Here is a 17,965-nt window from a genome sequence, read left to right as displayed (position 1 = left end):
CCTGTTCATTTCTTCTGGCAAAATTCTGTCACATCCGCGCGGAGGCATGCCCCGTGCAGTGCGTGTGAAAAGGCCCAGATTTTGATTGAGTTGCTGTCAGTTCATCGTTTTTTATTATGTTGGCTGGGCGCGCAGGGCGCGCGTCCAGCCGAAGCTTGGTATAACCCAAAACCCCTTATGCGCCTGGGTTACATGCGCCCAAAGCGCCCCCAGCAAACATCGGGTGATCTGCATCATAAGTCACTTGCGCCGCAGGAGTGACTTCAACAACTTCCAAAAGATCGAACTCGGATGTTGGATTTTCCTTACCGCGCACAACCAGAACGTCTTTAAAGCACTGGTGATCGTCTGCACGGTAAAGTGTTGGTCCATTGCCCAAACCGTCGAATTCGAAGCCTTCGAGCGCTTCTGCAACGGAACATGGATTGAACGATCCGCCACGTGCCACAGCATCTGCGTAAAGCAATGTCTGACAGTAAACGGTATGGGCCGCCTGAGAGGGTGGGAAACCGTATTTCGTGCCAAAGGATTTCACGAAAGCTTTGGAAGCGTCATCTTGCAAAGACCAATGCCAGTTCGTGGATCCATGGATGCCTGCCACGTTTTTGCCTGCACCGCGCGCCATCAGACGAGAGTAGAGCGGCACAACGATTTCAAAGTTTTTGCCGTTCACTTGCTTGTCGCGCAGACCAAATTGTACCGCGTTTGTAAGTGAGTTGACCATGTCTCCGCCGTAGTGGTTCAAGACCAAAACATCCGCGCCAGAGTTCAACACAGGCGCGATATAGGATGAGAAGTCGCCAGCACCAAGTGGCGTGCGCACTTTCTCGGCTGTTTTCCAGCCCATAGCCTCAGTCGCAGCTGCGATGGATTCTTCTTGGGTCCAGCCCCATGAATAATCTGCCGTCAGGTGGTAGGCTGTGCGATCTTTACCGTATAGCTTTTCAAGCACAGGGGCCAATGCGGCCGCAGACATGTAAGCGTTAAAGAAGTGGCGGAAGCCATTTGCCTTTTTATCTTTGCCTGTTGTGTCGTTCGAGTGGGTGAGACCCGCCATAAAGATCACGCCAGCTTCTTGGCACAGCCCTTGAACAGCAATCGCCACACCAGAAGACGAGCCGCCAGTGATCATCACTGCGCCGTCTTTTTCGATCATGGATTTGGCAGAGGCACGCGCCGCGTCAGATTTCGTTTGCGTGTCGCCTGTGACGTATTCGACTTTTTTGCCAAGAATGCCGTTCCCTTCCAGCGCTTTTGAGCTGAAGGTATTGAGCATACCGCCGTCGCCGCCACCGTTGAGGTGCTCTACCGCAAGCTCATAGGCGCGCAATTCGTCTGCGCCCTCATCTGCGTAGGCGCCAGACTGTGGCACGTTAAAGCCAAGCGTGACCGTGCCGCCTGTTGGATCATTGGTAAACGCTCGCGCGCCAGATGTGAAAATCGTGGGCAGGGCTAGACCTGCGCCGGCGACGGCACTTGTCTTCAGCAAACCGCGCCGCGTTAGAAGTGAATTGGACATGGAAATCCTCCCTTAGGGTTTCAGTCCGCAAGACCTGCGCCTCCTCGCGCCGATGTTGCGTTTCCTGCCTCGCCCTTAACGATTGAGCTGTTAACAGGATATCCAAGTATTGCGGGTGAAGTGAAAATGACTCAACAAGTGCTTTTGTTTAAAAGGTTTTTTTGTTAACAAATACACAGGATACATGATTAAACTGTAAAATGATTTTCGCGCGATTGCAGCATAGCCGCTTTGCGCTCGCAGAAAGCCATTGAAAGAACACGGGAATACTATGCCACGCTCAGCGCTAACAGGAACACGCATTCGTGAACGCAGGTCGTTGGAGGGCCTGAAACAAGCTGATTTGGCGCGCACTGTTGGCATTTCACCTGCCTATCTTAACCTTATCGAACACAATCGACGCAGAATCGGTGGCAAACTGCTTGTTGATTTGGCGCGTGAACTCAAAGTCGAAGTGTCGGCCCTGACCGAAGGCGCGCAGGCTCCTTTGATCGATGGGTTGAAAAATGCCGTGGCAGAAAGCGGTGCGGTGCAATACCCGATTGAAACAGACCGTATCGAAGAATTCGCAGGGCGGTTTTCCGGTTGGGCTGGGCTGGTGGTGCAACAACGCGAACAGATCACCACGTTGGAGCGCCGCGTCGAGGCGCTTAGTGACCGTTTGGCGCATGATCCGTTCTTGTCTGACGCTTTGCACGAGGTGATTTCAACCGTGACAGCGATCCGGTCCACGGCTGGGATTTTGAACAATGGCGGCGATATCGACCCCGAATGGCAGGTGCGGTTCCACCGCAATATGTATGAAGACAGTCAGCGATTGGCTATGGGGTCGCAAGCTTTGGTGCGCTATTTGGACACCGTCGGAAAAGTGGACGAGGCACCAAACGCGCCACTGGATGAAGTCGAACGTTGGTTGGCCAGTACAGCCTATGCTTTGCCTGATCTCGATGTGGAAACAGATGATCATGGCGCGGTCGATACAAACCTTGAAGAAGCCTTTGCAGTCGCATCACAAAGTGACCTTTTGACCTCGCCTGCGGCCCGATCTATGGCCGCACGTTGGTTGACACGTGCCCGTGCCGATGCTGCCATGATGCCGATTGAGACAGTCGAAGAGGTCTTGACCGCCAGCGGTCCTGATCCGGCGGCCTTGGCACAGCGGACAGGCGCTGATTTGGCCGCAGCCATGCGCCGGCTTGCGACACTCCCCCCTTGTGAGGGCCGTGCCGATCTGGGGCTGGTGACCTGTGATGGCTCTGGAACCTTAACCTTTCGCAAACCTCTGGACGGCTTCGCGCCGCCTCGGTTTGGCGCGGCTTGTCCGCTTTGGCCCTTGTACCAAGCATTGTTGCGCCCCTTAGCGCCAGTGCGGCGAGTGATCGAACAAATGGGCCAACCTCCGCGTCAATTTTTAGCCTATGCGGTTTGCCAGCCTGTTTCTCAAGCTGGGTTTGATGCGCCTGAAGTGGTTGAGGCCACGATGCTTTTTGTTCCTATGGACGCCGCTACGGCAGCTTTGCCAAACGGACAAAGCCTGACGGCAGCGCAAGTGTCAGGCGATGTCGTTGAGGTCGGCACGAATTGCCGCGTTTGTGCGCGTGCGGGCTGTCCTGCGCGCCGTGAGCCGTCACTTTTGGCGATGGAGCATTCCCCGTCATAAACCGGTTGAAGGGGGATAGTCTAAGTGCAACAGGCTTTGACATGATGCAACAAGCGCCCTAAGCAGGATGAAATACACAGTATTGTGACCCGATCTTTGGGAGAGGAAAGGGTTCAAGCGCTCAGGTTTTAGCGTGGGGACAGGCGATTTGAAAAGATTTCTAATCTTTCAATCGTATAGGAGAGGGGAAGTCAGATGAGCAAACGCGTCTTGCTGATCGAAGATGAACCAAACATTATTGAGGCGATAAGATTTATCTTGTCGCGCGACGGTTGGATTGTGGAAACGCACTCTGATGGGGCGACGGCTGTGGCGGCGGTGGGCAAAAAGCGCCCTGACATCGTCATCTTAGATGTGATGTTGCCCGGAAAATCAGGTTTTGATATTTTGCGCGAGCTGCGCTGTGATGCCGATCATGCAAATTTGCCCATTTTGATGCTCACAGCACGGGGGCAGAAAAAAGACCGCGATATGGCGCAAGCGGCAGGTGTATCGGCCTTTATGACAAAGCCGTTTTCCAACTCTGATATGCTGGACGCCGTGAATGCTTTGGTGTCCGAGCAGCAGACGACTCCAACAGTTGCGGATGCGCCAAGCGATGAGTGAGCCGCGGCGTTCTCCGCTGTATTTGGCGCGCGCGTCTTATCGCAGGCGACGTTTGATTGATGCGCAAAGACTTTTACCGATCTTTTTGTTTTTACTGTATTTAGTACCATTGCTTTGGGGCGGTGCTGGCAGCGACGAGCCTGTTGGCGGCGGCGTGCGTGGTTATGTGCATATTTTCACCGTTTGGATTGGGGCCATTGCGGTTGCTGGATTGATTGCACGGGCTTTGATGCGTGATGACGCACATGACAGTGACACGGCGCAGGAAAATCCCACTGAGCCTGCAGGCAAAAGCCCTTTTGGCGACGGGTCGTCTTAGATGTTATCGTTTAACCTTCTTGTCTTGGCTTGCCTGAGCTACGCGTTGTTTTTATTTGCTGTCGCGTTTTGGGCAGAAAAACGCGCCGAGCGGGGGCAGCTTGGATGGTTGCGCTCCCCTGTCATCTATACGCTGTCTTTGTCGATTTACTGCACTGCTTGGACGTTTTACGGCGCTGTTGGCTATGCGGCGCGCTCGGGTATTGAGTTCGCGACCATTTACATGGGGCCGACCATGGTGATGATCGGCTGGTGGTGGATTCTGCGCAAACTTGTGCGCATCGGGCGCACACAGCGGATCACCTCGGTGGCGGATTTGATCTCATCGCGTTACGGCAAATCAACCACTTTGGGGGTATTGGTGACCGTTCTGGCTGTGGTCGGAACGACGCCCTATATTGCGCTGCAACTTCAATCCGTTGCCTTATCTTTTGCTGTGTTTGGTGTGGCCAATCCGGGGGGGCTAGTGGAGCCAGATCTGAACCACACAGCCTTATGGGTGGCCGCAGGTCTGGTCTTGTTCACCATATTATTTGGGACACGGAATCTGGATGCCAACGAGCGCCACCACGGCGTTGTGACTGCCATCGCGCTGGAAGCTGTGGTCAAGTTTTTGGGTCTTGTCGGGGTTGGCATTTTCGTTGTCTGGGGCATTGGCGACGGGGTGGGTGATATGTTGGCGCGGATTGATGCCTCGTCTGTGTCTAAAGTCGACATCGATGGTACTCGGTTTATCACGTTGACGATCCTATCTGGTGCCGCGTTTTTGACCTTGCCACGCATGTTCCAAGTCTTGGTGGTTGAGAACGCCGAAGAGCGGCATTTGTTCACGGCAGGCTGGGCCTTTCCGCTGTATCTTTTTGGCATGTCTTTGTTTGTAATCCCCATCGCAGTGGTGGGGCTGGACGTGCTGCCTGCGACATCCAACCCTGATATGTTCGTTCTGACTTTGCCGTTGAAGTATGACCAGCAAGGTCTTGCAACAATTAGCTTTTTGGGTGGGTTTTCATCAGCCACATCCATGGTTATCGTCGCTGCAATTGCGCTGTCGACTATGGTGTCAAACCACATCGTAATGCCCATTTGGCTATCGTTTCGCAAAGACGGTGCCACCGTATCGGGCGATGTGCGGTCTGTCGTGTTGCTGTCACGGCGTCTGTCCATCGCAGGCGTTTTGGCGCTTGGGTACTTCTATTTTCGCCTCTCAGGCGGGTCCGAAGCCTTGGCCGCGATTGGAATGATTTCGTTCACGGGGATCGCGCAGGTGTTGCCAGCCATGCTTGGGGGGATTTTCTGGCGCGGTGCCACGCGCACAGGCGCTATCGCAGGGCTTTTGGTTGGCTTTGCTGTTTGGGCCTATACGATGTTTTTGCCGTCATTCGGCGAGGCCGCAGGGTATAGCGCAGATCTTTTGGCCAATGGGCCTTGGGGGGTAAGTCTATTGCGCCCGCAGGCCTTGTTTGGCGTGATGGGCGTTGATCCCGTTGTTCACGCCGTTGTCTGGTCCTTGGCCTTGAACACTGGCGCATTTCTATTAGGCTCACTTGTGTCATTTCCGCGGCCTGTTGAACGTTTGCAAGGGGCGCAATTCGTCAATGTGTTCGAGCACACGGGCTCCACGCGCAGCTGGGCACAAGGCACAGCTGAGGCCGAAGATTTATTGGTGATGGCGCAGCGCATTATCGGCGCGTCTGAGGCGCAGACCTTGTTTCATGTCGAGGCAGAAGCACAAGGAAAACAAGGCTATTTGCCCGACGCCACGCCGCAGTTTTTGGAACGTTTGGAACGCGAGCTTGCGGGGTCGGTCGGGGCGGCCACAGCCCATGCAATGTTGGGGCAAATCGCGGGCGGCATTGTTGTGTCCGTTGAAGATTTGATGGCCGTTGCGGATGAAACGGCGCAGATGTTGGAACATTCCAGCCAGCTTGAACTGCAATCCGAAGAACTGGCGCGCACGGCGCGTAAATTGCGTGAAGCCAATGAAAAACTTACTGAGTTATCGATTCAAAAAGACGCATTCTTAAGCCAAATTTCCCATGAGTTGCGCACGCCGATGACCTCTATTCGCGCCTTTTCGGAAATCCTGCGCGATGGCGGGCAGTCTAGTGAGCCAATGGACCCTGCAAGTCTGACGCGGTTTTCAGGCATCATCCACGATGAGGCGCGACGGCTGACGCGGTTGTTGGATGACCTGTTGGACCTGTCTGTTTTGGAAAATGGTCAGGTTTCGCTCAACTGGTCGCGCACCAATTTGCATGATGTGATCGAACGCGCTTTGGACACCACGGCGCAGGGGCTTGAGGGGCAGGATTTGGGGATCGAACGCAATGCCATAAGCGAACATATTGCGATTGAAACAGATACTGATCGTCTGGCGCAGGTCTTTATCAATCTCATCGCCAATGCCCGCAAATACTGTGACGCCGATGTGCCCGTTTTGCGTATCTCGGCGCAACGTTTGGCGAATGATCATATTCAAATCGATTTTATAGATAACGGTTCTGGCATTCCCAAACACAAGCAAAACATGATTTTTGAGAAATTTTCCAGGTTGACGGATCAGGCCAAAGCAGGCGGCGCGGGCTTGGGACTGGCGATTTGTCGCGAAATCGTGGTCAACTTGGGCGGCAGTATTTCTTATTTGCCGGGGCAAGGCGGGGCGGCCTTTCGCATTGATGTGCCACGGGTGCATCACAAAGGGCGTTGACCTTGGGCAAAGTTGGTGTCGTTTCAAGTGAAAAATGACGAGAAGTGAATATAATGCTCTGCAATCAATGATTTGTTTATCTCGTCTGGTCAAAAGTTAAAGAAACCCATTTGGGGATCTTAAATTGAGCCAAGACCACTTAAATACCCTAAAGATGCAGCGCAATGTCTGACGATGACCTCATTTCCGCAATGCGCCGTAAGGCGGGCGTCGGGCGTCCTCCGCCTGAAGTCACATCTATGTCTGCTGCAAAAGCCCTGCGCTTGGCTGTTGCCAAAGCGGCTGAGGACAGCACGGGCATGGTGATGCAGGTGACTGATGTGGTCGAAGAACTGACATCGACAAGCCGTTTGCCGGACCAAATTCCAGACAATTCACTATTGGCTCTATTGGAAGGGCCTGAGAACGCTTACGGTTTGGCTGTGTTTAGCCTCGCTGTCACGACCTCTGTTGTGGAACAGATGACCACAGGCAACGTGCAAAAACACGCGCCTGAAGACCGCAAACCCACTTCAACAGATTCCGTGATGTGTTTTGATCTTATTGATCAAATGCTCGCGCATTTCGAACATATCGTACAAGAGGCTGCCGACCCACCGCAAATTGACGGCTATCGTACTGCCGCGCAATTGTCTGAAACGCGGTCCATTCCCATTGCCTTTGATGATATTCGTTACCGCATGTTTCGTATTTCCGTTGATATGGGGCTGGGGCTACGCAGCGGCGAAATCATGTTCATTTATCCTGCGTATCGCCCCAAACCAAAACCGGAACCTGGGACACAATCGGATTGGCAAAGAGATTTCAAAACCTCGGTGATGAAAACAGAAGCCAATCTTGATACCGTGTTGCACCGCATTTCATTGCCTTTGTCGGATGCGGCAAGCTTGGGCGTTGGCATGACCATCCCAATTCCGCATGAGGCGTTAATGCGTGTCGAGCTGGTGGCCGACGGGCGGCGCGTTTCATTTGGTCGGTTGGGACAAATGAACGGTCACCGCGCCATTCGTGTGGATATGGATGGGCCAGCCAGTCTGGATGGCGATCATGGCGCGCGTGATGGCTTGAGTGACATTGGAGTGGCTGGCATGGGGGGCACAGATTTCCCTGCACTCGCGGCGGATGGCATGCCCGATGATCTTGGGGCTGACATACCGAGTATGGGCGATTTTTCCGCCACAGAAAATATGCCTGATGATTTTCCATCGCTTGGCAACATGGGGGGCGATCTGCCGCCGCTTGGCGATATTGGCGATCTGTCTGATTTTCCCGCCATGGGCGATTTACCCTCGATTGATTGACCTGCATCAAGGCAGTCCACGTCAGTTTGCGCGATGCTTTTGACGAAGGGGGCCGTTTATGATGGATGACGACAACATGCGTCCACGCCGTCGAGACGCTGTGTTTCGTTGTCAGGGCAAGTGGAAGGGCCAGCTGAGCTGAGCGTCCGATTGCATCCCTTATGGCGATGATACGGACGAGACGCGCCAAGATGTTCTGTCTTATGCGCATTAGGGCAGCACCTAAAACGCCAACATGAAGCCGCATGAACCCTTCGCTTTAACCTGCACACATCAGGAGGATCCTATGTACACTAAAACCGATACCAAGATTGATCAAATCGTCGATGAATTTGTGGTCGATGATGTCATTGCCACGCAGTTAAAATCCAAATTGCACGAGCAGATCGAGCCCAAGCCTGACGAGATCACGCAAGCGCAAGCTCAAGATGATGACGACGCCGGAGACGATTTTTGGGACAATATCCCAGTTTAGACGACCGCATATTTATAATATAAAAGGGAGGCCGACATGGCATTCGAAGCGCTTAAAATCCAAGCTTATATGATCCTTGATGAAATTGCAGCGCGTCCTGCAGATCGACATATCTTACAAGAGAGTTTGCGCGAAAAACTGTCTGAATTGCGCGCTATGGGCTTGCCCTTGCCGCAAGATCTTGTCGATCTGGAGCGTGCATTGGAGCAAAATGGCGCAGACGCCGTGTATCCAATAGGCTCTAATGATGGCACAAGCGATTGATCCAAATGGTAAATTTGGCACAGAGCCGTTCGACTTTTAACCGAAGTCAAAGGGGTCTTGCTTTTTGATGTCACTCTCCGCAAAGATGTAAAAAACGGACCCGCGGAGAGGATATGACCACATCCGATGCCAAGTCTGCCGCAGAGCAGGTACAGCCCCCCTTAGTTGATACGCGCCACGATGGCGGCGTTGCCTATATCGTACTTTGCAATCCACCTGTGAACGCGCTGACACTTGATGTGCGGCGGTCTTTGTTGAGCAGCTTGCAGATCGCGCAAGATGATCCAAACGTTAAAGTCATTTGTCTGCACGGGCAGGGAGCAGGGTTTTCAACAGGATTGGGGGCCGCAGAATTGGCCGACCTTGAGGCTGGATCATTGGAGGCCACGCCATCACTTGATGATCTGTGCCGCACCATCGAAAACAGTCACAAACCCGTTGTTGCGGCCTTACGTGGGTCGGTGTTCGAGGGAGGGCTGGCTTTGGCATTGGCCGCGCATTACCGTGTATGTGGCCCAAAAGCGCGACTTGGCGCCCCTGAAATCACCTTTGGCATGGTGCCGGGGGGCGGCGTGACCCAACGCTTGCCGCGTTTGATTGGTGCTGCTGCGGCTCTTGAAATGATGCTGTCTGGAAAATCCGTGGCGGGGCAACATGCGCAGTTACTTGGTATTTGCGATGACGTGGTCGATATGCGCGACATGCGTGGGGTGAATGCGTTTTGCCAAAGCCTGATCAATGATGGTCTTGTGGTGCGCCGCACCTGTGATGTCATGACGGGACTGTCTGATGGGGCGGCCTATATGGATGCCGTTACCAAGCACCGCGCGCGTGCGGGCCAGTCACATATCAAAGCCTTTGGGTTCATTGTTGACTGTGTTGAGGCGGCTCTTTTGCTGCCCTTTGAGGCTGGCGTGTTTCGTGAAAATGCTGCACGTTTGGATGCTTTGGGGTCAAAGCAGGTGCGTGCGATGCGTCATGCCTATTTGGCCGAGCGTCGCGCAGCACGTCCCGCAGGCCTGAACCTTAGCAAATCCCGTGCCGCGTCCACCATAGGCATCGCGGGGGTGTCCAATATGGCGCTGGCCATTGCAATGGCAGCCCTTGATCATGGGTTTGAGGTTGTGGTGTTTGGCTCAGACGCCAATCAGGTGGCTTTGGCTCAACGTAAAATCACCCGCTCATATGAGCAAGCAGCGCAACAGGGGCATATCACGCCAGAAATCCGCGATAAGATACTGGGGCAATTTTCAGGGGCGTCTGAGCTGCAAAGCCTGTCGAATTGCGATTTTGTGATTGAGGCCACCTCTGGCACGGTTGAGCGGCGCGCGCAAATATTGTCGCGGATCGAAGAATTTATTTCACAAGACGCCGTTTTGGCGACCATAAGCGATCGTGGGTTTGCCCGAATGGCGCAAGATCTGTCTCATCCTGAGCGGTTTCTGGGGTTGCATTTCTTTGCCCCTGCCCAAGCGATCCGCGTGGTCGAGGTGGTGCGTACTGAAGCGCTTTCTGAGGTTGCTTTGGCCACGGCACACGCGGTTGTACGCAAAATGGGCAAGGTGCCTGTTTGTCTGTCCGCACATGACGGTTTGATCGCCAATACGCTGGAAAAGGCCGCTTGGGATGCCGTGGATGTACTATTGCTGATGGGCGTTGCGCCGTCGCGTATCGATCAAGCGATGGAACATTTCGGGATGCCAACGGGGCCTTGCGCCAATATGGATGCGCTCGGTTTGGAATATTTTACCGGTGTGGCTGCCAGTGTGCTTAGAGAGGCTGGTCGAACAGGGCGCGGTGGGGATGGCGGGTTTTACGATTATGTTTTAACCGACCAAACCCCGCAACGCACAGACGATCACGCGGCGCTGGCCATTATTGATGTGCTGCGTGAGGGGGCGGGGATCGGTCGTGTGACCTTGAGTGAAGCTCAAATATGCGATCGCATTATTTTGGCGCAGGCCAATGCCGGCGCGCGTCTGTTGCAAGAGGGCGTCGTCGCACGGCCCGGTGATATTGATGCCGTTATGCTGTTGGCAAAAGGGTTTCCGCGTTGGCAAGGGGGGCCGATGTTGACTGCGGATGTCATGCGTCCTTTGGTGGTGCAAAAGAAATTACGTGAGTTTGCAGCAGAAGCGCCCGACATTTGGGAACCTGCTCAAATTTGGGCAGATCTTATCAAAAACGGCGATAATCTTGAGAGCCTCAATTTGAGCTAAGGCTTTGGCTTTAAAGGCAGTTTGCATCTGTAACCTCGGCGTTAGCCATTGGGGCCACGCGGTTTTTCAAACACAACTTGATGCAGATCAAAGCTGTTGCTGACGTGGCATCGTATTCAATCTTATGAGCGCAAAGCAACGACGATGACCCTTCATCAGATGATGCTTTGCTTCCCTCCTGTGAATGCAATGCGCATTTGCAACGTTGTCCGCCTGTTGTGCGTGGGCTGGCAATGACCTCGGCGTCGCAGGGTGTGCGTTTTCACCTGCGACGCCTTTTTTTTAGGGAAATTGGAGGCTTTAGGGGGCTTTCATCAGGCTTGAGTCAAAATAATACCCTCGAAGCCTGACGCTTCGAGGGTAACCCTGTCAGACTTGGTCCTCATGAAGAGGGCGTCTGATGGTGCCGCCCGATTGCTTCAGGCGTGCGACCGTTTTTGTATGTCTTGTGCTGCGTTATTTTGGCAGCGGACCGACCATCATAATCATCTGACGGCCTTCCATTTTTGGCATGCTTTCAACGCGACCAATTTCTTTCACGTCAGCAGCGACGCGTTCCAAAAGTTGGCGTCCCAAATCTTGGTGCGCCATTTCACGACCCCGAAAACGCAAAGTGACTTTAACTTTGTCGCCAGTGCCCAAGAATTTCAAAACATTGCGCATTTTGACTTGGTAGTCATGCACATCTGTACCAGGGCGGAATTTGACTTCCTTGATTTCGATGATCTTTTGGTTTTTGCGTGCTTCAGATTCACGTTTTTGCTGTTCGTATTTGAACTTGCCAAAATCCATGATCTTACACACGGGCGGCGCCGCGTTCGGAGAAATTTCCACGAGGTCGAGCCCTGCTTGGGCTGCGAGATCCATCGCACGCGCAGGCGTGACGACTCCGACATTTTCACCCTCTGCACCGATCAGGCGAACCTCTGGGCAACGAATGGCTTCGTTCGTCCGAGGTCCGGTATCGCGTTGGGGCGGGGCATTGTGAGGTCTGCGGGCTATGATAAGCTCCTATAAGCTGTTGATGTTATCCATGCGAAAAGTAAGTCTTTTGAGCGGCGCTTACAACCTCAATTTAGGCAATGATGCGCTTGTTTCTCTTTATGGGGACTTTTGTGTCTTTTGACACCCTTTTCTTTGCAGATACAGCATGTCATATGAGCTTGGTATGAAAGAATTAACCTGTTTTGGTAAGGACTAAAAAATGACCAATCGTTTTGTTACTGCTGCTGTAGCAACTGGCCTCGCGTTCAGCTTGGCTGCTTGTAAAGAAGAAGAAAAGGCGGCTGAGGCAACATCTGCTGTTGTCGAATCTGTAACGGAAACAACTGAATCGGCTGCCGATGCTGTAGCTGACTCTGCAGGCTCAATGATCGATGCTGCAAAAGACGCCGTTGAAGGTGCTGTAGAAGATGCCGCTGATGCTGCGGCAGACGCTGCTGCGATGGCAAGCGAAGCTGCTGACGCGGCAACAGATGCTGCGACTGGCGTTGTTGAAGGCGCGACAGATATGGCCACTGACGCGACGGATGCAGCCACTGAAATGGCAAGCGACGCTGCTGACGCGGCAACAGATGCTGCGACTGGCGTTGTTGAAGGCGCGACAGACATGGCCTCCGATGCGGCAGACATGGCAAGCGACGCTGCTGATGCGGCAACAGAGGCTGCGACTGACGTTGTTGATGGTGCGACAGACATGGCCACTGACGCAGCAGATGTGGCGACAGACGTTGTTGACAGTGCGACAGACATGGCAACCGATTCAACGGAAGCCGCGACAGAGGCTGCTGATGCGACAACTGAAATGGCCACGGAAGCAACAGAAGCTGCTGAGGCTGTGACCGAGTTTGACGCGACAGCTGCAAGTGACGCCTTGCAAGTTGAAGGCTTTGATCTTGAAACAGCCAAAGGTTACATCGCCTTGGCACCAATCGGTGACGAAGCAAAAGCAACAGTAACCACTGCTCTTGAGCAAGCGCAAAACAATCCTGTCTTGTTGAACGCTGTGTTGGAAAAAGCGCGTACGCTTCTTGGCCTTTAGCCTTTTCTATAGACACTCTTTAAGCCGCGCGGTCTCAGCCTGCGCGGCTTTTTTTATGGCGCAAGATTATATCGGGTCAACCACAAGTCTGCGCATCGCCACAACGAAAAACCCCCACCGGTTAGGGCAGGGGGTTGATCGAGGGGAAGAGGGTCGGCCCCTTTAGTCGACAAAGGCCTTTTCGACCACATATTCTTTCGGCTCAGAATTGGCCCCTTCGCGCAGACCAAAACCATCCAAAATCGCCATGATGTCTTTGTTGAACGCCAAGTTACCACAGACCATGCCGCGATCTGTTTCTGGGTTCAGCGGTGCCACACCCAAGTCTTCGAACACTTTGCCCGAAGTCAGATTATCGGTGACGCGGCCCATGTGATGAAACTCTTCGCGGGTGGTGGTCGGGTAATAGCGCAGCTTGCCAGCTTCGATTTCTGACAGAATTTCATCAGATTTGATGTGCTCGACCAGCTTGCGCCCATATTCCAGCTCACCAACTTCGCGACAGGTGTGCATCAAAATGACTTCTTCGTATTTCTCATACACTTCGGGTTCGCGCATCAAAGACGCAAATGGCGCGACACCCGTACCTGTGGCAAACATCCACAAGCGTTTGCCTGGCAAGATCGCATCGGTCACCAGCGTACCAACAGGTTTTGGACGCAAAATGATCTCATCGCCCACTTTGATATGCTGCAAACGCGAGGTCAGCGGGCCATCGGGCACCTTGATTGAATAGAACTCAAGCTCTTCGTCCCAAGACGGGGAGGCAATGGAATAAGCACGCAAAAGCGGTTTTTGCTTGCCTGTGTTCGGGTCAGGGTCGCCCATCAGGCCAATCATCACGAATTCACCAGACCGGAACCGCAAAGTTTGCGGGCGCTCGACTTTGAACGAAAACAAACGGTCCGTCCAATGGGTCACAGCGGTCACTTTCGCCGCGTTTGGCAAGGTTGGAACCGCTTTGGGTTTTTCTGTTACAGCTGTTTGGTCTGTCATTTGATCACTCAATGCCCGTGGGTATCGGGCCCTCTATAATGGGTTTTCCCCATATAACTTTGATTTAGGTCAGAGAAAAGGCGTCACGTCGCCACTGCTTTGACCGTCTCGTTAACCTGACTTGGCTGCGGCGCGCACGCGGGCTTGATAATCATGCGCCTGCCAATCAGCACGGGCCAACCATTGATCCACAGGTTGGCGTGCTGCCAAATCATCGGATATGGACACCTCGTCAAACCCGGACCGACGCGCCATGGCGTATTGATCCGCAATCACATGGCCATTGGCACGCAAGCGCCCCGTAAAGCCAGCAAGGCGCAACAATTTGGCCAAAGTGAAGCCGCGCCCATCAGAAAAGGCAGGAAAATCAACGCGAATGGCTGTCGCACCAGAAAACTGCGCCAAGGTTGACGGATCGGTGTCAGAGGGCAAATCCAGCCACTCACCAGTGAAATCTTCAGCCACAAAGCCGCTGTCTTGTACAATCACGCTCATGCTGCGTCTCCTTTTTCGGTGCCTACCGTGCTGTCCGTTACGGGCAGCGGGCCGCGCACCATTTTGCCATCCACGAAGTGAATGCCACATTCAATTTTTTCCTGACCGCGCCACCGCCCCGCACGGGGATCTTCGCCGTCTTTCACCGGTGATGTGCAAGGCGCACATCCAATCGATGGGTAACCTTTGGCCACAAGCGGGTGACGGGGCAGGCGGTTGTTGATCATATAGTCTTTGACATCCTCAGGTGCCCAATGGGCCAAAGGATTGATTTTAATACGTGTATCAAGCTCGTTCTCGAAAAAATCCAGTGCGGCACGCGTGCCCGCTTGAAACCGTTTGCGCCCTGTGATCCACGCGTCATAACCGTCCATCGCTTCTTGCAAGGGCACGGTTTTACGCAAGCTACAGCAGGCGTCCGTGTCGCGTTGATTGAGGGTCCCATCAGGGTCAATCTTGGCCACAGTCGCAGGGGTTGGTTGAATGCGTCGCACATCGCGCAAATCGAGTTTTTCGATCAGCTCGAGTTGATAATCAATCGTCTCTTGAAACAACATCTGCGTGTCGATGAACACAATAGGCGTGGTGGGTTTGATCACCGAAATCATATGCAAAAGCACGACAGATTCCGCCCCAAAGGATGACACCAAAGCAATCCGGCCCAGCTCGGCATCGCGCAAAGCCAATTCCAACACGGATGTTGCTGAATGGTTTTTGTAGCGCGCATTCAAGCGCGCCACACGTTCATCCACAGTGCCGAATTCTTCCCTTAGGCGCGTGGCCTCATGCGGCATCTGCTTTGCCCTCTTTGGCGGGATAAAGTGCCTCTTTGAATGGTGTCATGCCCAAGCGACGGTAGGTTGCCAAAAAGGTTTCATCGGCATCGACGCGCAGGTCCAAATAGGCGTAAACCAAGCGCTCGATTGCGGGAATTATCTCGTCATAGGCGAAACCTGGCCCCGTGCGATCGCCAATCACCGTGGTTTCGGTACCATCACCGCCAAGGGTGATCTGGTAGTTTTCAACGCCAGCACGGTCCAAGCCCAAAATGCCGATGTGACCGACATGGTGGTGGCCACAGGCGTTGATGCAGCCTGAGATTTTGATTTTCAGCTCGCCGATGTCTTGCTCAAGTTTCAACTCGTCAAACCGCGTGGCGATACCTTGTGCAACGGGAATGGAGCGGGCCGTTGCCAGCGCGCAGTAATCCATGCCGGGGCAGGCGATGATATCTGAGATCAAACCGGCATTGGCTGTCGCCAGATCATTGGCTTTCAAAATCGCGTGTAGCGCAGGAAGGTTCGATTTGTGCACATGTGGCAAGATCACATTTTGCTCGTGAGAGATGCGCAATTCGTCATGTGCATAGTCGCGTGCCAGCTGCGCCAAAGACCGCATCTGATCTGCCGAAGCATCGCCCGGCGTCGTGCCTGGTTTCTTCAAAGGCACTGTTACAATTGCATAATTATCGTTCTTATGCGCGGCCAAGTTGGTGTCCGCCCAAGCACGGAACACAGGATCGTTTTCATAGGCGCGGGTGTAGGCATCCACAGGCTTGTCAACGAAAACAGGCGCGACAAAGAATTGTTCGATTTGTGCAAGCATTTCCATATCGATGCCGCCGAATGTCGGCTTGATCTGCGCAAAACGCTCTTCAACGCGGGCACGGATATCGTCCAAGCCGTGCTCGTGAACCGTGATCTTAATACGCGCTTTGTATTTGTTGTCACGACGGCCCAACAGGTTCCACACGGAAACCGTTGCCTCGATATAGGGCAGAAGATCGTTGAAAGGCACAAAGTCGGATAAGGTTTTGCCAACCATCGGCGTGCGGCCCAAACCGCCACCCACGATGACTTCAGCCCCTTTAACACCGTTCTGTTCTTTCAAAACGATACCAATGTCATGGGCGCGTACAACCGCGCGGTCATGTGATGCGCCTGTTACGGCAACCTTGAATTTGCGCGGCAAGAACTGGAATTCTGGATGATCTGTAGACCATTGGCGAATAAGCTCGGCCACAGGGCGCGGATCAAAGGCTTCATCAGCTGCGGCCCCCGCGAAATGATCGGCTGTCACGTTGCGAATGGTGTTGCCTGATGTCTGAATGGCGTGCATTTCAACATCGGCCAATGCTTCAAGAATAGCAGGCACATCTGGCAGTTTTGGCCAGTTGTACTGAATGTTCTGACGCGTGGTGAAGTGCCCATAGCCCTTGTCGAATTTTTCAGCGATCATCGCAAGCTGGTCCATTTGATCAGGATTCAACGTGCCATAAGGGATCGCCACGCGCAGCATGTAGGCGTGCAATTGCAGGTACAAGCCGTTCATCAACCGCAAAGGGCGGAATTCTTCTTCGGTCAAAGAGCCATCAATGCGGCGCGCCACCTGGCCGGAAAACTGTGCAACGCGCTCGCGCACAAAGGCTTCGTCAAAATCGTTGTAAGAGTACATCTTAAAGCTCCGCCTGTTTGCCGTGATTGTGGTTGGAAGGTCCGGTGCGACGGAAATCTTCACGGAAATGGGTTGGTTCTGGACCGTTTTCGCCCGCCACCGCATCAACAAGATAGGCGCCAACGACCATACCGTCTTTGGCAGCAAAGGCGAGGCGCTCTTCTGCGACCTCTTGCGTGTCAAAGAGTGCAGCATCGCTCAAAGCGCGCACCCATGTGTCAGAGGCTGACAAATAGATAACATCGCCTTCAAGCAGGGCGTTTGCGGTGACAATCTTGGGCGTAAAAGGGCGTGCCATGTGCGATCCAGACTTGTGTAATTTCTCTTCTTATTTAGAACATTGTCCTATGAAACTACTATAGGGTCTGGGGAATAAGGATGTTTGTTCCATTCCGCGGGCTGCACAGGGTGCTGGTTCCACAAATAAGGAGAAAACCGAAATGGCAGTCCAATTGGATGCAATGGATCGGAAAATTTTGGGCGAGTTGCAGGTCGATGCAAGTCAATCTTTGGACGAAATTGCTCGAAAAGTGGGGTCTTCCAAGACGCCAGTGTGGAATCGCATCCGGAAAATGCGTGAAAACGGCGTGATAGGTCAGCAAACTGTGATACTTGATCCCGATGCGCTTGGGCTTGAGGCTTGTTTCTTTGTTTTGGTAAAAACCAACGCTCATGAAGCGGATTGGCAGGAAAAATTCCTGCAAGTGCTCAAACGCCGTCCTGAAGTGTTGGAAGCGCACCGTTTGGCGGGCGAGATTGATTATATTCTCAAGGTGCGTGTTTCAAACGCAAAGGCCTATGACGCGTTTTATCAAGCGCTGATCAAAGAGGTGAACATCTACAACGTCACAGCACTTCTTTCGATGGAACAAATTAAATCAACCACCGAATTGCCACTTTAGCTGCGGGG

Annotated in this window: 17 protein-coding genes; 10 read left to right on the top strand and 7 right to left on the bottom strand. The window is 53.4% G+C overall.

Annotation, left to right across the window (positions count from 1 at the left end; genetic code table 11):
- Window positions 1-175: 175 nt before the first annotated feature.
- Window positions 176-1,519 carry a substrate-binding protein gene (locus KO497_RS09395; protein WP_215943710.1) on the bottom strand — a complete coding sequence of 448 codons (1,344 nt, stop codon included), beginning with the start codon at window positions 1,517-1,519 and terminating at the stop codon, window positions 176-178.
- A 271-nt stretch (window positions 1,520-1,790) separates the two neighbouring features.
- On the opposite strand from KO497_RS09395, the gene KO497_RS09390 reads away from it, so the two are divergent.
- The 8 genes from KO497_RS09390 to KO497_RS09355 all read left to right on the top strand — a co-directional run bounded on the left by KO497_RS09390 (window position 1,791) and on the right by KO497_RS09355 (window position 11,069).
- Window positions 1,791-3,179 carry a short-chain fatty acyl-CoA regulator family protein gene (locus tag KO497_RS09390; RefSeq protein ID WP_215943709.1) on the top strand — a complete coding sequence of 463 codons (1,389 nt, stop codon included), beginning with the start codon at window positions 1,791-1,793 and terminating at the stop codon, window positions 3,177-3,179.
- Between the two features lie 195 nt (window positions 3,180-3,374).
- Window positions 3,375-3,785 carry a response regulator transcription factor gene (locus KO497_RS09385; protein ID WP_215943708.1) on the top strand — a complete coding sequence of 137 codons (411 nt, stop codon included), beginning with the start codon at window positions 3,375-3,377 and terminating at the stop codon, window positions 3,783-3,785.
- Entirely contained in the window at window positions 3,778-4,104 is a 327-nt protein-coding gene (locus KO497_RS09380) for a hypothetical protein (protein ID WP_215943707.1), read from the top strand. Before KO497_RS09385 ends, KO497_RS09380 begins: the two co-directional genes overlap by 8 nt.
- Entirely contained in the window at window positions 4,105-6,810 is a 2,706-nt protein-coding gene (locus KO497_RS09375; protein WP_215943706.1) for an ATP-binding protein, read from the top strand.
- A gap of 164 nt (window positions 6,811-6,974) precedes the next feature.
- Complete coding sequence (locus KO497_RS09370; RefSeq protein WP_215943705.1) at window positions 6,975-8,111, top strand: FliM/FliN family flagellar motor switch protein; 1,137 nt, start codon at window positions 6,975-6,977, stop codon at window positions 8,109-8,111.
- Window positions 8,112-8,397: 286 nt separating this feature from the next.
- On the top strand, window positions 8,398-8,586 hold the full coding sequence (locus tag KO497_RS09365; protein ID WP_215943704.1) for a hypothetical protein: 189 nt from the start codon (window positions 8,398-8,400) through the stop codon (window positions 8,584-8,586).
- Window positions 8,587-8,622: 36 nt separating this feature from the next.
- Window positions 8,623-8,850, top strand: coding sequence for a hypothetical protein (locus KO497_RS09360; RefSeq protein ID WP_215943703.1), 228 nt, complete (start codon window positions 8,623-8,625; stop codon window positions 8,848-8,850).
- A gap of 113 nt (window positions 8,851-8,963) precedes the next feature.
- Window positions 8,964-11,069 carry an enoyl-CoA hydratase-related protein gene (locus tag KO497_RS09355; protein WP_215943702.1) on the top strand — a complete coding sequence of 702 codons (2,106 nt, stop codon included), beginning with the start codon at window positions 8,964-8,966 and terminating at the stop codon, window positions 11,067-11,069.
- A 456-nt stretch (window positions 11,070-11,525) separates the two neighbouring features.
- Here the strand turns inward: KO497_RS09355 and infC are convergent, their stop codons facing one another.
- The gene (infC, locus tag KO497_RS09350) at window positions 11,526-12,071 is read right to left on the bottom strand and encodes a translation initiation factor IF-3 (RefSeq protein ID WP_215943819.1); all 546 of its coding nucleotides are present in this window, start codon (window positions 12,069-12,071) and stop codon (window positions 11,526-11,528) included.
- Between the two features lie 202 nt (window positions 12,072-12,273).
- On the opposite strand from infC, the gene KO497_RS09345 reads away from it, so the two are divergent.
- A complete protein-coding gene (locus tag KO497_RS09345; protein ID WP_215943701.1) occupies window positions 12,274-13,110 on the top strand; it encodes a translation initiation factor 3 in 837 nt (278 codons plus the stop codon).
- Between the two features lie 162 nt (window positions 13,111-13,272).
- On the opposite strand, the gene KO497_RS09340 is transcribed toward KO497_RS09345, so the two are convergent.
- From KO497_RS09340 to KO497_RS09320, 5 genes are all read right to left on the bottom strand, one after another.
- Window positions 13,273-14,106 carry a ferredoxin--NADP reductase gene (locus KO497_RS09340; protein WP_252729596.1) on the bottom strand — a complete coding sequence of 278 codons (834 nt, stop codon included), beginning with the start codon at window positions 14,104-14,106 and terminating at the stop codon, window positions 13,273-13,275.
- Window positions 14,107-14,217: 111 nt separating this feature from the next.
- A complete protein-coding gene (locus KO497_RS09335; RefSeq protein ID WP_215943700.1) occupies window positions 14,218-14,601 on the bottom strand; it encodes a DUF934 domain-containing protein in 384 nt (127 codons plus the stop codon).
- Entirely contained in the window at window positions 14,598-15,395 is a 798-nt protein-coding gene (locus KO497_RS09330; protein WP_215943699.1) for a phosphoadenylyl-sulfate reductase, read from the bottom strand. Before KO497_RS09330 ends, KO497_RS09335 begins: the two co-directional genes overlap by 4 nt.
- The gene (locus KO497_RS09325) at window positions 15,385-17,055 is read right to left on the bottom strand and encodes a nitrite/sulfite reductase (RefSeq protein WP_215943698.1); all 1,671 of its coding nucleotides are present in this window, start codon (window positions 17,053-17,055) and stop codon (window positions 15,385-15,387) included. Before KO497_RS09325 ends, KO497_RS09330 begins: the two co-directional genes overlap by 11 nt.
- A gap of 1 nt (window position 17,056) precedes the next feature.
- Window positions 17,057-17,353 carry a DUF2849 domain-containing protein gene (locus tag KO497_RS09320; protein WP_215943697.1) on the bottom strand — a complete coding sequence of 99 codons (297 nt, stop codon included), beginning with the start codon at window positions 17,351-17,353 and terminating at the stop codon, window positions 17,057-17,059.
- Between the two features lie 142 nt (window positions 17,354-17,495).
- On the opposite strand from KO497_RS09320, the gene KO497_RS09315 reads away from it, so the two are divergent.
- Entirely contained in the window at window positions 17,496-17,957 is a 462-nt protein-coding gene (locus tag KO497_RS09315; RefSeq protein ID WP_215943696.1) for an Lrp/AsnC family transcriptional regulator, read from the top strand.
- Window positions 17,958-17,965 lie beyond the last annotated feature (8 nt).

The organism is Pacificibacter marinus, from assembly GCF_018860665.1.
GTDB classification, from domain to species: domain Bacteria; phylum Pseudomonadota; class Alphaproteobacteria; order Rhodobacterales; family Rhodobacteraceae; genus Celeribacter; species Celeribacter marinus_A.
This window is presented reverse-complemented; position numbering and strand designations above follow the sequence as displayed.

Coding starts and splice junctions, on each gene's coding strand:
- KO497_RS09395 (WP_215943710.1), bottom strand. CDS start 1,519: ATGTCCAATTCACTTCTAACGCGGCGCGGTTTGCTGAAGACAAGTGCC.
- KO497_RS09390 (WP_215943709.1), top strand. CDS start 1,791: ATGCCACGCTCAGCGCTAACAGGAACACGCATTCGTGAACGCAGGTCG.
- KO497_RS09385 (WP_215943708.1), top strand. CDS start 3,375: ATGAGCAAACGCGTCTTGCTGATCGAAGATGAACCAAACATTATTGAG.
- KO497_RS09380 (WP_215943707.1), top strand. CDS start 3,778: ATGAGTGAGCCGCGGCGTTCTCCGCTGTATTTGGCGCGCGCGTCTTAT.
- KO497_RS09375 (WP_215943706.1), top strand. CDS start 4,105: ATGTTATCGTTTAACCTTCTTGTCTTGGCTTGCCTGAGCTACGCGTTG.
- KO497_RS09370 (WP_215943705.1), top strand. CDS start 6,975: ATGTCTGACGATGACCTCATTTCCGCAATGCGCCGTAAGGCGGGCGTC.
- KO497_RS09365 (WP_215943704.1), top strand. CDS start 8,398: ATGTACACTAAAACCGATACCAAGATTGATCAAATCGTCGATGAATTT.
- KO497_RS09360 (WP_215943703.1), top strand. CDS start 8,623: ATGGCATTCGAAGCGCTTAAAATCCAAGCTTATATGATCCTTGATGAA.
- KO497_RS09355 (WP_215943702.1), top strand. CDS start 8,964: ATGACCACATCCGATGCCAAGTCTGCCGCAGAGCAGGTACAGCCCCCC.
- KO497_RS09345 (WP_215943701.1), top strand. CDS start 12,274: ATGACCAATCGTTTTGTTACTGCTGCTGTAGCAACTGGCCTCGCGTTC.
- KO497_RS09340 (WP_252729596.1), bottom strand. CDS start 14,106: ATGACAGACCAAACAGCTGTAACAGAAAAACCCAAAGCGGTTCCAACC.
- KO497_RS09335 (WP_215943700.1), bottom strand. CDS start 14,601: ATGAGCGTGATTGTACAAGACAGCGGCTTTGTGGCTGAAGATTTCACT.
- KO497_RS09330 (WP_215943699.1), bottom strand. CDS start 15,395: ATGCCGCATGAGGCCACGCGCCTAAGGGAAGAATTCGGCACTGTGGAT.
- KO497_RS09325 (WP_215943698.1), bottom strand. CDS start 17,055: ATGTACTCTTACAACGATTTTGACGAAGCCTTTGTGCGCGAGCGCGTT.
- KO497_RS09320 (WP_215943697.1), bottom strand. CDS start 17,353: ATGGCACGCCCTTTTACGCCCAAGATTGTCACCGCAAACGCCCTGCTT.
- KO497_RS09315 (WP_215943696.1), top strand. CDS start 17,496: ATGGCAGTCCAATTGGATGCAATGGATCGGAAAATTTTGGGCGAGTTG.